General features: G+C 67.9%; 14 protein-coding genes. 4 read left to right on the forward strand and 10 right to left on the reverse strand.

Going from position 1 to position 13,742, the window contains the following annotated elements:
* The 5 genes from AC1DF3_RS19950 to AC1DF3_RS19970 all read right to left on the reverse strand — a co-directional run.
* On the reverse strand, nucleotides 1-1,199 hold a 1,199-nt coding region (locus AC1DF3_RS19950), incomplete at its 3' end, for an aldehyde dehydrogenase family protein (protein WP_478140605.1).
* A 15-nt stretch (nucleotides 1,200-1,214) separates the two neighbouring features.
* Nucleotides 1,215-2,144, reverse strand: a complete 930-nt coding sequence (locus tag AC1DF3_RS19955; RefSeq protein WP_286535886.1) for a dihydrodipicolinate synthase family protein — start codon at nucleotides 2,142-2,144, stop codon at nucleotides 1,215-1,217.
* Entirely contained in the window at nucleotides 2,141-3,241 is a 1,101-nt protein-coding gene (locus AC1DF3_RS19960; protein ID WP_478140606.1) for an aldose epimerase family protein, read from the reverse strand. Before AC1DF3_RS19960 ends, AC1DF3_RS19955 begins: the two co-directional genes overlap by 4 nt.
* A complete protein-coding gene (locus AC1DF3_RS19965) occupies nucleotides 3,238-4,113 on the reverse strand; it encodes an SMP-30/gluconolactonase/LRE family protein (RefSeq protein WP_478140607.1) in 876 nt (291 codons plus the stop codon). The genes AC1DF3_RS19960 and AC1DF3_RS19965 overlap by 4 nt, the downstream gene beginning before the upstream one ends.
* Complete coding sequence (locus AC1DF3_RS19970) at nucleotides 4,114-4,875, reverse strand: SDR family NAD(P)-dependent oxidoreductase (protein ID WP_478140608.1); 762 nt, start codon at nucleotides 4,873-4,875, stop codon at nucleotides 4,114-4,116.
* A gap of 154 nt (nucleotides 4,876-5,029) precedes the next feature.
* Here AC1DF3_RS19970 and AC1DF3_RS19975 point away from each other — a divergent pair, with 154 nt between their 5' ends.
* The gene (locus AC1DF3_RS19975; protein ID WP_478140609.1) at nucleotides 5,030-6,772 is read left to right on the forward strand and encodes an IlvD/Edd family dehydratase; all 1,743 of its coding nucleotides are present in this window, start codon (nucleotides 5,030-5,032) and stop codon (nucleotides 6,770-6,772) included.
* A gap of 135 nt (nucleotides 6,773-6,907) precedes the next feature.
* On the forward strand, nucleotides 6,908-7,654 hold the full coding sequence (locus AC1DF3_RS19980) for a FadR/GntR family transcriptional regulator (RefSeq protein ID WP_478140610.1): 747 nt from the start codon (nucleotides 6,908-6,910) through the stop codon (nucleotides 7,652-7,654).
* A gap of 9 nt (nucleotides 7,655-7,663) precedes the next feature.
* Here AC1DF3_RS19980 and AC1DF3_RS19985 read toward each other — a convergent pair whose 3' ends face one another.
* Nucleotides 7,664-8,452, reverse strand: a complete 789-nt coding sequence (locus AC1DF3_RS19985) for a DUF2189 domain-containing protein (RefSeq protein ID WP_478140611.1) — start codon at nucleotides 8,450-8,452, stop codon at nucleotides 7,664-7,666.
* A gap of 279 nt (nucleotides 8,453-8,731) precedes the next feature.
* Between AC1DF3_RS19985 and AC1DF3_RS19990 the strand changes: the two genes are divergently transcribed.
* Nucleotides 8,732-9,481, forward strand: coding sequence for a gamma-glutamylcyclotransferase (locus AC1DF3_RS19990; protein WP_478140612.1), 750 nt, complete (start codon nucleotides 8,732-8,734; stop codon nucleotides 9,479-9,481).
* Entirely contained in the window at nucleotides 9,471-10,490 is a 1,020-nt protein-coding gene (locus tag AC1DF3_RS19995) for a methyltransferase (RefSeq protein WP_478140713.1), read from the forward strand. The genes AC1DF3_RS19990 and AC1DF3_RS19995 overlap by 11 nt, the downstream gene beginning before the upstream one ends.
* Before the next feature lies 1 nt (nucleotide 10,491).
* On the opposite strand, the gene AC1DF3_RS20000 is transcribed toward AC1DF3_RS19995, so the two are convergent.
* Genes AC1DF3_RS20000 through AC1DF3_RS20015 form a run of 4 tightly spaced genes read right to left on the reverse strand, consistent with a single transcriptional unit; the run spans nucleotide 10,492 to nucleotide 13,737 of the window.
* The gene (locus AC1DF3_RS20000; protein WP_478140613.1) at nucleotides 10,492-11,355 is read right to left on the reverse strand and encodes a bile acid:sodium symporter family protein; all 864 of its coding nucleotides are present in this window, start codon (nucleotides 11,353-11,355) and stop codon (nucleotides 10,492-10,494) included.
* 34 nt (nucleotides 11,356-11,389) lie between these two features.
* Nucleotides 11,390-11,851 (reverse strand): type II 3-dehydroquinate dehydratase, encoded by a 462-nt coding sequence (aroQ, locus tag AC1DF3_RS20005; RefSeq protein WP_478140614.1) that lies wholly within the window; start codon nucleotides 11,849-11,851, stop codon nucleotides 11,390-11,392.
* Between the two features lie 29 nt (nucleotides 11,852-11,880).
* Complete coding sequence (locus AC1DF3_RS20010) at nucleotides 11,881-13,167, reverse strand: TRAP transporter large permease (protein ID WP_286535919.1); 1,287 nt, start codon at nucleotides 13,165-13,167, stop codon at nucleotides 11,881-11,883.
* A gap of 15 nt (nucleotides 13,168-13,182) precedes the next feature.
* On the reverse strand, nucleotides 13,183-13,737 hold the full coding sequence (locus AC1DF3_RS20015; protein WP_478140615.1) for a TRAP transporter small permease: 555 nt from the start codon (nucleotides 13,735-13,737) through the stop codon (nucleotides 13,183-13,185).
* Nucleotides 13,738-13,742 lie beyond the last annotated feature (5 nt).

Consider the following 13,742-nt stretch of genomic DNA (forward strand, 5'->3'; position numbering starts at 1 on the left):
GTCGCCAGCGCCTCCTCGTAGTTCTTCACCCGGATCACGCTCGCCACCGGCCCGAAGATCTCTTCCTTGTTGATGCGCATCGACGCCGCCGACTCGCTGAACAGCGCCGGCGACATGTAGTAGCCGTCGGTGTCGAGCTTCAGCCGCTCGCCGCCCGCGGCCAGCGTGGCGCCCTCGCCCTTGCCGATCGCGATGTACTCCAGGTCCTGSTCGAGCTGCGACTTCGAGGACACCGGACCGATGTCGGTGCCCTGCGCCAGCGCATCGCCGACCTTGATCTTCGCCATCCGCGCCTTCATCGCCTCGATGAACTTCGGATAGATGCCTTCGGTCACGATCAGCCGGCTCGACGCSGTGCAGCGCTGGCCGGTCGAATAGAAGGCGCTCTGCACGCTGAGCTCCACCGCCTGGTTCAGGTCGGCRTCGTCCAGCACCACCTGCGGGTTCTTGCCGCCCATCTCGAGCTGCACCTTCTTGTGGTTGGTCGCGCACTGCACCGCGATGTTGCGGCCSACGCCGACCGAGCCGGTGAAGCTGATCGCGTGGATGCCCGGGTGGTTGACCAGCGCATCGCCGATCACRCTGCCGCGGCCCATCACCAGGTTGAACACGCCCGGCGCAATGCCCGAGCGGCTGATGATCTCGGCCAGCGCCCAGGCGCAGCCCGGCACCAGGTCGGCYGGCTTCATSACCACGCAGTTGCCGAAGGCCAGCGCCGGGGCGATCTTCCAGGCCGGGATGGCGATCGGGAAATTCCAYGGCGTGATCAGGCCGACCACGCCCACCGGCTCGCGCGTGATCTCGATGCCGATGCCGGGCCGCACCGACGGCAGCACCTCGCCCGACAGGCGCAGGCATTCGCCGGCGAAGAACTTGAAGATCTGCGCGGCGCGGGTCGCTTCGCCGATGCCTTCGGCCTTGGTCTTGCCCTCTTCGCGCGCCAGCAGCGTGCCGAGCTCTTCCTTGCGCGCCAGGATCTCGTTGCCGATCTTGTCCAGCGCCTCGGAGCGCGCCTGGATGCCGCCCGTCGACCAGGCCGGGAAGGCGGCGGTGGCGGCCGCGACCGCGGCGTCGACCTGGGCCGCGTCGCCTTGCGCGTACTGGCCCAGCACGTCGCCGAGATTGCTCGGGTTGACGTTCGGGCTGTAGCTGGCGGCCGCGCGCCATTCGCCGTTGATGAGGTTGTCGAAGTTCTGCATGATCCGTCCCTTTGCTCAGCGCGCCCAGCGCAGGACCTGCGCGTCGAGCCGGCGCGCGGTCTCGATCAGCAGCTTGCGGGCAGCCGGCTGGATCGCCGGGAAGGGATGCCGCGGCGCCTCGCAGGCAATCACGCCGCCTTCCTTCATGAGCGACTTGGCGGCCAGCGGACCGCACTGGCGGTTCTCGATGTTGATGAGCGGCAGCCAGCGCTCGTAGCCCGCGATCGCCTCGTCGCGCCGGCCTTCGCGCCAAGCGTCAAGGATCGGGCGGATGCCGTCCGGAAAGCCGCCGCCGGTCATGGCGCCGGTCGCACCGGCATCGAGATCGGGCACCAGCGTGATCGCTTCCTCGCCATCCCAGGGCCCTTCGATCGCATCGCCGCCGAGGCGGATCAGTTCGCGCAGCTTGGCCGCGGCGCCCGCGGTCTCGATCTTGAAATAGGCCACGTTCTCGATCTCCTTGGCCATCCGCGCCAGGAAGGCCGGCGACAGCGGCGTGCCAGCCGCCGGCGCGTCCTGGATCATGATCGGAATCGTCACGGCATCGGAGAGCCGTTGATAGAACTCGTGGATCTGCGGCTCGCCGACCCGGAAGGTCGCGCCGTGGTAGGGCGGCATGACCATCAGCATCGATGCGCCCATGGCCTGCGCGCGCTGGCTGCGCTCGGCGCAGACCCGGGTGCTGAAGTGCGTGGTGGTCACGATCACGGGCACGCGTCCGGCCACGTGCTCGAGGATCGTGCGCGTCAACACTTCGCGCTCGTCGTCCGCGAGCAGGAACTGCTCCGAGAAGTTGGCCAGGATGCACAGGCCGTTGGAACCGGCATCGATCATGAAGTCGACGCAGCGCTTCTGGCTCTCGAGGTCCAACTCGCCGGTGTCGGTGAAGGGGGTCGGGACGACCGGAAACAGGCCTTGGTAACGGGGAGGTTTGGTTGCAGTCATGGTGTTCTCTCGGTGGGATGGGGGGCGCACAGCCCGAAGCGGTGCACCGTCGTGCTCGAATGGATCTCCCCCGGCCGCAACAAGGTTGGGGGGAAGCCGGGTTGGTTCGGTGCGTCCGGGAAGTGTTGGGTCTCCAGGCACAGGCCGTCGCCCTGCCGGATGGCCTGCCCGTTCGCGCCCAGCAGGCTGCCGTCCAGGAAGTTGCCTGAATAGAACTGCAGGCCGGGCTCGGTGGTCTCGATGTCCATGACGCGGCCCGACACCGGGTCGGCCAGGCGGGCGGCGAAGCGCAGGCCGGGCGTGTCGGCCGGGTCCAGCACCCAGTTGTGGTCGTAGCCTCGTGCGCGCAGCAGTTGGGGATGTCCGTCGCGGATGCGCTCGCCGATGGTCGTCGCCGAGCGGAAATCGAAGGGGGTTCCGGCCACCCCGGCAATGCCCTCCGGGATCAGCCCCTCGTCGACCGGGCAATAGCGGCTGGCCGCGATCGTGAGCCGATGGCCGAGGATGCTGCCGCCGCCCGCCAGGTTGAAATAGTCGTGGTGCGTGAGGTTGACGATCGTCGCGCGGTCGCTGCGGGCCTCGTAGTCGATGCGGTATTCGTTGCGCGCGGTGAGCGTGTAGCGCACGCGGATCTCGGCCCGCCCGGGGTAGCCCTGGTCGCCGTGCGCGCTCACTAACGAAAGCGCAAGCGCCACGCTGCCGTCGCCCGCGAGGGGCAGCGGCTCGATGTCCCACCAGCAGCGGCCGAAGCCACCGGGCCCGCCATGCAGCGCATGGGGGCTGCCAGCGTCGAGCGCCAGCTGGAACTGTTCGCCGTCGATCGAGAACCGGCCCTGGGCGATGCGATTGGCATGGCGGCCGACGATGGTCCCGAAGTGCGGGTTGCGCGCCTCGTAGTCCGCGAGCGATGCGAGGCCCAGCACGACGCTCTCCGCCGTGCCGTGGCGGTCCGGCACGCGCAGCGCGGTCACGATGCCGCCCAGGTTGATGGCGCTCAGCGACAGGCCCGCGCCGTTGTCGAGGGTGTACTCGGAGACCCCGCGGCCATCGGACAAGCTGCCGAAATCACGGCGGGTGATCCGCGGCGCCCCGTTCACGGCGCCCCCGCGAAGCGCGATTCCGGCAGGCCGCGCCAACCCGGTTGCAGGGCGAAGACGCCGCCGGCCTCGGGCTGCGCCTGCAAGTCTGCGGCCGAGAGGCCGGCCCGTGCGGTGGTCAGGTAGAGCTGGTCGAGGGCCGCGCCGCCGAAGGCCGGGCAGGTCACCTGCGACGCGGGGACTTCGAACCGGGCCGACTCGCGGCCCGCGGCGTCCCAGCGCACCACGCAGGCGCCGCGCCACTGCGCATTCCAGAGGCCGCCGTCGGCGTCCACGGCCGAGCCGTCGGCGAAGCCATCGCTCTCGCGCAGCCGGACGAAGACCCGGGGCGTCCCGATGCGGCCATCGGCCCCGTAGTCGACGCTGAAGATCGTCCGCGTCGGCGAATCGGTGTAGTACATCGTGCGGCCGTCCGGGCTGAAGGCGATGCTGTTGCCGACACCCGCCGGCGGCAGCGCCAGGCGCTCGACCCGCAGGTCGGGATGAACGCGATAGAAGTGCCCGACCGGCGCCTCCGCCGGGTTGAACATGCCGAACACGAAACGTCCCTGGCGATCGCAGCGGCCATCGTTGATGCGGGTCTCGGGCTGCGCGGCGTCGACCGGCACAATCGGCGACAGCGTCTCGTGCACCAGGTCGAACAGCGCGATGCCCGAGGCCAGCCCCAGCAGCAGCTGCGAGCCGCCCTCGCACAGGGCGAAGCTGCCGAGGCGCTCAGGCAGGGTCCATTGCCGTTGCCGCCCCTGCGAGGCTTCCCAGCGGTGCAGCGTGGCGCCCTCGATGTCGGTCCAGTAGAGCGCGCCCGTGCGCTCGCACCACAGCGGGCATTCGCCCAGCCGGGCCCGGGCATCGACGAGCAACTGCGCCTTCATTCAGGTCCATCCTCCATCAACCACGAAGTCCTGGGCCGTGCACATGGTGCTGTCGTCGGCCGCAAGAAACAAGGCCATCCGCGCGATGTGCTCGGCCAGCAGCGGCTGGTTGATGCACTGGCCGCGCGCGATCTCGGCGCGTGCCGCATCGTCGACCCACAGCTTCAGCTGCTTTTCCGTCATCACCCATCCAGGCACCAGCGTGTTGACCCGGATGTTGAAGGCACCGAGATCGCGTGCCAGGCTGCGCGTGAGGCCCTGCACCGCGGCCTTGGCGGTCGTGTAGACCGGCATCCCGCCCTGCTTGAGCTTCCAGCTGATCGAGCCGAAGTTGACGATCGAGCCGCCGCCGAGCTGGCGCATGTCCTGCGCCACGCTGCGGGCGGCGAAGAACTGGTGCCGGAGATTGACCGCGATGCCGGCATCCCAGGTCTCGGGCGTGGTGTCCTCGATGCGGTGGCGGCGATCGTTGGCGGCGTTGTTGAGCAGCACGGCGATCGGGCCGTGGCGACGCCGCACGTCCTCTATGGCGGCTTCGAGCGCGGCGACATCGGTCAGGTCGGCGGCGACGAAGAGCGGCGCGTGCCGGGCACCGGCCAGGCCTTCGGCCAGCGTGGCGCCCGCGGGGTCGATGTCGATGAAGCCGACCCTGGCGCCTTGCGCCGCGAACTGTTCGACGAGGGTGGCGCCGATGCCGGTCGCGCCGCCCGTGATCAGGACAGTGCGGTCGGCCAGGCTCGGATAGTGGGCAAAGGCGGTCATGGTGATGCCCGCGAAGGCGGGGAAGCTTCGGTTGGCAGATTATGTAGTCATACTTAATGACAATAAAATGGCGTCATCTAGGGGTTTCCCCGAGAAATATCACTTCAATAGTATTACTATATTGCGACCTCATTCAGTACGCACGAAAGCCTCCATGTCGAAGTCGCCCGTCAAGCTCAGGTCCGCCGAATGGTTCGGGACCGCCGACAAGAACGGATTCATGTACCGCAGCTGGATGAAGAACCAGGGCATCCCCGACCATGAATTCCAGGGCAAGCCGGTGATCGGGATCTGCAACACCTGGTCGGAGCTGACGCCCTGCAACGCCCACTTCCGCAAGCTCGCCGAGCACGTGCGGCGCGGGATCATCGAAGCGGGCGGCTTTCCGGTCGAGTTCCCGGTGTTCTCGAACGGCGAATCGAACCTGCGCCCCACCGCGATGTTCACCCGCAACCTCGCGAGCATCGACGTCGAGGAATCCATCCGCGGCAATCCGATCGATGGCGTCGTGCTGCTGGTCGGCTGCGACAAGACCACGCCGGCCCTGCTGATGGGCGCGGCCAGCGTCGATGTGCCGGCCATCGCGGTCAGCGGCGGCCCGATGCTCAACGGCAAGCACCAGGGCCGGGACATCGGCTCGGGCACGGTGGTCTGGCAACTCTCCGAACAAGTCAAGGCCGGGACCATCACCCTGCACGAGTTCATGTCGGCCGAGGCCGGCATGTCGCGTTCGGCCGGCACCTGCAACACCATGGGCACGGCCTCGACCATGGCCTGCATGGCCGAGGCGCTGGGCGTCACGCTGCCGCACAACGCGGCGATCCCGGCGGTCGATTCCAGGCGCTACGTGCTGGCCCACATGAGCGGCATCCGGATCGTCGAGATGGTGCGCGAGGACCTGCGGCTGTCGAAGCTGCTGACACGCCAGGCGTTCGAGAACGCGATCCGCACCAACGCCGCGATCGGCGGCTCGACCAACGCCGTGATCCACCTGAAGGCGATCGCCGGGCGCATCGGCGTCGAACTCGCGCTCGACGACTGGACGGCCATCGGCCAGGGCACGCCCACGCTGGTGGACCTGATGCCTTCGGGCCGCTTCCTGATGGAGGACTTCTACTATGCGGGCGGCCTGCCGGCCGTGCTGCGCCGCCTGGGCGAGGCCGGCCGCCTGCCGCATCCCGATGCGCTCACCGCCAACGGACAGTCGCTCTGGGACAACGTCAAGGACGCCCCCTCCTACAACCCCGAGGTCATCCGAGACTGGGACACGCCGCTGGTCGCCGACGGCAGCATCCGCGTCCTGCGCGGCAACCTCGCGCCACGCGGCGCGGTGCTCAAGCCCTCGGCCGCCACCGCGCGCCTGCTGCGGCACCGGGGCCGCGCGGTGGTCTTCGAGAACCTCGACGACTACAAGGCGCGGATCGCCGATCCCGACCTCGACGTGACCGCCGACTCGATCCTGGTGCTCAAGAACTGCGGCCCGCGCGGCTACCCGGGCATGGCCGAGGTCGGCAACATGGGCTTGCCGCCGAAGCTGCTGGCGCAGGGCGTGACCGACATGGTCCGCATCTCCGATGCGCGCATGAGTGGCACCGCCTACGGCACGGTGGTGCTGCATGTCGCCCCCGAAGCCCGCGCCGGCGGCCCGCTGGCCGTGGTCCGCGAGGGCGACTGGATCGAGCTCGATGCCGACACCGGCCGGCTGCACCTCGAGGTGAGCGACGCCGAGCTCGCCGACCGGCTCGCGACCTGGGCCGCCGCGCAGCAGGCCGACCCGGCCGACGGCTCGGGCTACCGGAAGCTCTACGTCGAGCACGTCATGCAGGCAGACGACGGCTGCGATTTCGATTTTCTCGTGGGCCGTCGCGGCGCCGGCGTGCCGCGCCATTCCCACTGAACCTGCCGGGGCCCCGCGGGACCCGGCGCACAAGACCCGAACACTGGAGACAAGCATGATGCTCGAGCTTCGCCGTCGCGGACGGGATGTGACAATCTCGTGCAGACCGCAACCTCCCATGGGACTTCCTCGCAGATGAAAGCCTCGCACCGAGACCCGGGCTATCGCCAGCCGCCCGATCGCAAGAGCATGCACTCGCAGATCGTGCGGGACCTGGGCCTGCGGATCGTTTCCGGCGAGTACAAGCCCGGGGAGAGGCTGCCCCTGGAAGCCTCCCTGTGCGCGGCCTACGACGTGAGCCGGCCGGTGCTGCGCGAGGCGACCCGGGTGCTGGTCGCCAAGGGCCTGGTGGTCTCGAAGCAGCGCGCCGGCGCCATCGTCTGTGCCCGCAGCAATTGGCACCTGCTCGATCCCGACGTGCTGTACTGGATGATCCAGACCAAGCCGCAACCCGAATTCGTCGAAACGCTGTTGACGGTGCGGCGCATCTTCGAACCGGCGGCGGCGGCGCTGGCTGCCAAGGTGGCGAGCCCGGACTCGCTCAAGGCCATCGCGGAGGCGTACCAGGGCATGGAGCGCGCGACGACGCCGGAGGAACTCCTGGAGCCCGACCTCGCTTTCCACCGCCACATCGCCGAGGCCACGAACAACGACCTGCTGGCCTACATCGGCAACATGCTGTCGCTGGCGCTGCGCGAGTCGATCAAGCTCAGCAGCCAGCTGCCGGACACCCACGCCCTTTCGCTGCCCCGGCACAAGGCGATCCTCACGGCCCTGCTCAACCGGGACCCGTTGGGAGCGCGCCAGGCGACGCTGGTTCAGCTGGAAGAGACGCGCGAGGACATCTCGCGCATCTTGGATTCCGACCTCGATCCGGTGTGAGTCCGGTCGCTAGCGGCCGCCGTCCACCATGTCGCGGTAGGCGTGCCAGCTCGCGTGTGCCAGCCACGGGAAGATGACGATGAGCCCGAGCATGAGCGTCGCAAAACCGAGGGCCGTCAGCAGGACGATCAACGCGGCCCACAGCACCATGGCGAGCGGATTGCGGGCGCAGCAGCGCAGGCTGGTCAGCACCGCGGTGATCACGTCCACGGGGCGGTCCACCAGCAGCGGCGCGCTGACGACGCCCAGCGCGAACACCATCGCGGCCACAGCGGCGCCGAGCGCGAAGAAGGCCGCCACGAGTTCGACCGACTGGCCCGACAGCAGCAGCGCCGCAGGCAGCTGCGGCGCGTGCTGCAGCTGCTCGGTGAAGAACAGTGCGAAGACGATCGCTGCCAGGCGCTCCCAGGCGAAGTAGGCCAGCGTGAGCAGCAGCCCGAACAGCGCGATCGAGCCGGCGTTGCCGAGCCAGGCGCCAAGCGCCGATCCGGAGTCGGGCGCGGCGGACTGCTCCCGCTGGCGCGACAGTGCGTACAGGGGGATGGCGACCAGGGGGGCCACCAGCAAGAAGCCGCCGAGCAGCGTCGGCGCCAGGTAGGTGGCCTCCCAGGTCGCGGCGGTCAGGGCCAGGCCCGCGACTGCGACCAGCACGCCGATGCCGAGGCTCAAGCCCGGCAGGAACGCCAGATCGCGTGCCCCCGAGCGCAGCCAGGCGAAGGGCCGCAGCGCGCCGACCCGGCGCACGGTGGGCGCCGCCGTTGACGGCGCAAGAGACTCACTGCCGAGCGGGTGTTCCATGGCGCACACTCCTTCGTGAAGCCCGCGCTGGAGACCTCACGGCGCCAGCGCTGCCGCCAGCATAGTCGCGCCCAGCGCCGGCGGCTTGACGTCGATCAAGGTTCAGGCGCCACGGTGCCACGCGCCGATGCCGGGCTGGCTGTACTGCGGCGAGGATTGCGCCAACAGCCGATAAGGAGCCCAATCGCATCCACAGGGCTCAGGTGGCGCAGCGAAGACTTCCGGCCCTCCCGCGCGCGGCACCGAATCGCGCGGCAACTGCCCCAACAGGAGCATCCAATGACTTCCCTTCGTGGGGCCGATGGCGGGCGGCTCAGGCCTCTCCGTCTGACCCCGGAGTTGGTCTCTCGAATCGCTCGCGAAGTCGCGGACTGCGGGCCGCCCCCGGGCATGGTGGTCCACAGCGATGCCGACTACGAGGCCTCGCTGGAGGATTTTCTTGCAAGCGGCCCGTGGCGTGGCGAAGGTGTCTGGGTCTTCGGGTACGGGTCCCTGCTATGGAATCCGGCCTTCGATGTCGCAGAGCAGGTGGCCGCGGTTCTGCCCGGCTGGCATCGATCGTTCTGCATCCGGCTCACTCGCTTTCGAGGTACCCCCGACCAGCCGGGCTTGATGATGTCGCTCACGCCCGGAGGAAGCTGCCGTGGTGCACTGCTGCGCATCGATGCGCCCTCGGTCAGGTCCAGCCTGCGCAAGCTTTGGCGACGGGAAATGACCGTCAAGCCACCGAACACTCCACCGCGATGGGTGAGCGCCAAGGCGAGCGGCATCGACGTGCGCGCCATCGTTTTCGCCGCCGATCGCAATGGGCCGAACTTCGTGGGCGGCCTGACGCACGAACAAATCGCGGACATCCTGTGCAAGGCGGCGGGACACTGGGGATCGGGTGCCGACTACCTCTTGCAGACCATCGACCAGCTGGAGCGCCTTGACATCAGGGACGCCAATCTCTGGCGCTTGCAGCAGATCGTCGCACGACGACTCGCGGAGAGCGCCCAACACACTGCGCAGGCCCGCCATGACCCATGATGGAACCGAGAGCGATCGAGAAGCGCTGGATCTTCTCATTCGAGGATTCCAGGTGTCCCGGATGCTCCGGCTGGTCGCCGACCTCGCGCTCGCCGACAAGATTCCGAGGGACGGCAGCCGCCACGTGAGCGATTTGGCCACGGCCTGTTCGGTTCTTCCGACGCCACTGCTCCGGGTCCTGCGGGCCCTTGCGGCATTCGGCGTCTTTCGCGTCGGCGCGGACGGCAGCGTCGCGCACTCTCCGCGCTCCATGCTGCTGCGCACGGACGAGCCGAACAGCCTGCACCATGGCGCCCGGTTCTGGACGGCACCCGGGTCGTGGAAGGCATGGGGAGCCCTGGATTCCGCGCTGGCGGGTGGCGATCCGAATCAAGCCGCCTGGGGCATGGACCGTTTCCAATATCTTCGTGAGCACCCCGCCGAGGCTCGCATCTTCGATGCCTTCATGGCCAACTTTCCGGACCGCAGGCACCAGACGCTGGCCGTCAGCTACGACTTCTCCGGTGCGAAGCTGATCGTCGACATCGGCGGCGGCAATGCGGAGGCGTTGCGGCAAATACTCGAACGGTTCCCCGGGCCGCGCGGGATGGTCTTCGACCGCGACGATGTCGTGGCGGCCATACCGCCCGATGCCCGATTGGACGGAAGGATCGAAGTCCGGGGCGGCAGCTTCTTCGATCGCGTTCCCGAAGGCGCGGACATCTACCTCCTGATCCGGGTCTTGCACAACTGGAGCGACGACGACTGCATTCGAATCCTGCGCAACTGCCGCAGCGCCATGAACCCTGGCGCCCGCCTGCTGATCGTGGAGCAGATCATCGAGCCCGACCCGGCCCTCGGACGGCCATCGGGGTACCTGGTCGATACGCACATGATGGCCATGTTCGGTGCCGCGCGCGAGCGCACCGAAACCGAATTCAGCGAACTGCTGGAGAGCGCGGGGTTTGCTCTCGAGCGCGCCATCGAGACCGCGTCACCGGTGTGGATCATCGAGGCGGGCTCCAGATGACTCAGGCGGCCGCCGCCGGGCCGAGGCGCCTGCGCTGCCAGATCACATAGACCATCGACACCAGCAGGTTGACCAGCAGGTAGAGCAGGATCGCCGCCGTCACGCCGGGCTCGTGCGGAAAGTTGAAGGTCGCCAGCGCCAGCGCGATGCCCGGATGGCGCGACGCGGTCGACAGCGCGAGCACCACGCGATCCCGCGCGTCGGGGCCGCCGAGCCAGTGGCCGACGGCCAGCCCGACGACGATGAAGCCGATCAGCGCCAGGAGGGTGCCGTTGCCGATCAGCTGCAGGATCCCATGCCGGCTGGCGAACACGATCAGCAGCGCCACGACCACCAGCAGGACGGTGCCGATGAGGGCGGCCGGGCGGGCGATGCGCGCGGCCACCCGGGGCAGCAGGGCCCGTACCACCATGCCGGCAGCCAGCGGCAGCAGCACCGCCTTCAGGATCACCAGCGCGATGGCGCCGAGGGGCAGCTGGAACTGGCGGCCGAAGGCCTGGGTCATGAGCATCATGCCGATCGGCGTGATCACGACCGACAGCACGCCCATCGTCACCAGCAGGCCCAGGCCATAGGATTCCCGTCCACCGGCCTTGCCCTGCTTCTTCATCAGCAAGGGCGGCACCGGCGACAGCGACAGCGCCACCAGTGCGACCTCGATCTCGTGGTGCAGGTCGAAGGCCATGTCGAGCCCGACGGCCAGCAGCGGCATGACCAGGAACATCGCCGCGAAGGATCGCAGGAAGCACCGGGGACGGCGCACCACGTACAGCACGTCGTCGAGCGTGGCATCCAGGCCGTAGCTGAAGACGGTGATCACGATGCTCGCCTGCACGGCGAGCATGATCATTTCCTGGGCGGTCATGGCGGTGCAGCATACGAACGGCACCGAATTCCCGCTACTGTCCTTTGGTGCAGTCGGCAGGCTCGCCGCCGAGCATCTCCAATATCGACTGGATGGCGGCGCGGTACCCGCCGGGTCCGAGGCCGGCGATCACCGCGGTGGCCACCGCCGACATGTACGAATGGTGGTACATCTCCTCGCGCCGATGGATGTTGGAGATGTGGACCTCGATGATCGGACCCGGAAACATCTTGAGGGCATCCATGATGGCCATCGAAGTGAACGAAAAGGCCGCCGGGTTGATGATGATTCCGCTGGCTTCGTCGATGGCCTCGTGGATCCAGTCGATCAGCTGCGCCTCGCTGTTGGACTGCCGGAACACCACCGGGACCGCCCCGGCTTCGTCGCGGCACATGGCTTCGATCTCGGCCAGCGTGGTCTTGCCGTAGATCGCCGGCTCGCGCTTGCCGAGACGGTTGAGATTCGGACCATTCAGGATGTAGAGCGGCTTGGTCATGGCTGAGTTTGTTTGCGAGCGGGCGGGTGTCAGTGGCCGCCGTAGAAGAACTTTGCGGGGCCGGTGACGAGCCAGGGGAAGAAGACCATCAGGAACATGATCAGGAACTGGGCGATCATGAACGGCATCACGCCCTTGGTCACCGTGTCCATCGACATTCGACCGACCCCGGCCACCACGTTGAGGACCACGCCCACCGGCGGCGTGACCAGGCCGATGGCGTTGTTCATGATGAACATGACCCCAAAATAGACTGGGTCGATCTTGGCGGCGATGACGACCGGCATCAGCACCGGGGTGAGGATCAGGATGGTCGGCGTCATGTCCATCGCCGTGCCGACGATCATGACCAGCACCATGATCGCCACCATCAGCAAGATGGGGCTGTCGAGGAAGGGTTGGAGCATGCCCACCACCTTGCCGGGCAGGTCCGCCACGGTGATGAGCCAGGCCGAGACCATGGCCGCGGCCACCAGGAACATGACCACCGCGGTGGTCTTGGCCGCGGCCTTGAAGATGCCGTACAACTGCGACAGTTTCAGGCCGCGATAGATGACTGTCGCGACGAACAGCGCGTAGACCGCAGCCACCACGCCGGCTTCGGTCGGCGTGAAAACCCCCATGCGCAGACCGACCAGGATGATCACCGGCAGCATCAGCGCCCAGCCACAGCGGCGCATCGTGGCCAGCAATTCTTTCAGCGGCCTGCGCGGCGGCGGCACCACGCCTTCGTGGCGGGCGACGTAGGCCCAGGTGATCCACAACGCGAGTCCCATCAGCAGGCCGGGCGTGATGCCGGCCATGAACAGCTTGGAGATCGACACGTTGGCCGTGACGCCGAAGATGACCAGCCCGATCGACGGCGGCAGAACCGGGGCAATCACGCCCGATGCGGCAATCAGCCCGGCAGCGCGATGCGGCGCGTGGCCGGCGGCCACCATCATCGGCAGCAGCATGGTGGTCAGTGCCGCGGCGTCGGCCACTGCGCTGCCCGACAGTGCCGACAGCATGATCGACGCGACGATGGTCACGTAGCCCAGGCCGCCGCGGATGTGCCCGACCAGCGCCATCGCAAATTCGACGATGCGCTTGGACAGCCCGCCCTCGTTCATGATCTCGCCGGCCAGCAAGAAGAAGGGCACGGCCAGCAGCGGGTAGTTGTCGGCGCCACCCAGCAGGTTCTGGGCCAGGATCTGCGCCTCGAACATGTCCAGGTGCCACATCAGCGCCACGCCGCTGACCAGCAGCGCGAACGAGATCGGAATGCCGATCGCCATCGCGAGCAGCAGGGATCCGAGGAAGATGGTGAGTGTCATGGTGGCTCGCTCGGATCAGTGTTGTCTGGTGACGTCGTCGCCATGCGGCCGGTTGAGCGCAGCCAGATCTTCGGATTCCTGGATCAGCACCAGGTCGGAATCTTTCATGTGGCCGGTGAAGAGCAGCCAGAGGTCCAGCAGCAGCACGATGCATGCGCAGGCCGCGAAGGCCACGCCGGCTGAATGCAATATGGCCATCGGCAACTGCGTGGAAGGCGCCAGCACATCCATGTTGATGCGGGCCTGTTCCAGCGCGCCCCTGAACACCAGGTAGCAGACGTACAGCATGGTCACATGGCCCAGCGCAAGGCAGATCTTCTTGCCCATGGGTGGAAGGCGCGACACCAAGGCGTCGGTGCCGAGGTGGGTGTGCTCGCGCAGCGCGACCACGCAGCCCATGAACGTGATCCACACGAACAGCCAACGCGAGATTTCCTCGGACTGCGTGATCGACGAATTGAAGACGTAGCGCAGCACGACGTTGCCGAAGACCAGCGCCACCATGATCATGAGCGCGACGGCCATCAGGGCCGTGACCGCGCGGCAGAAAGAATCGATCAGCTTCACCATGCCTG

Source organism: Variovorax sp. 10N432 (assembly GCF_056394465.1).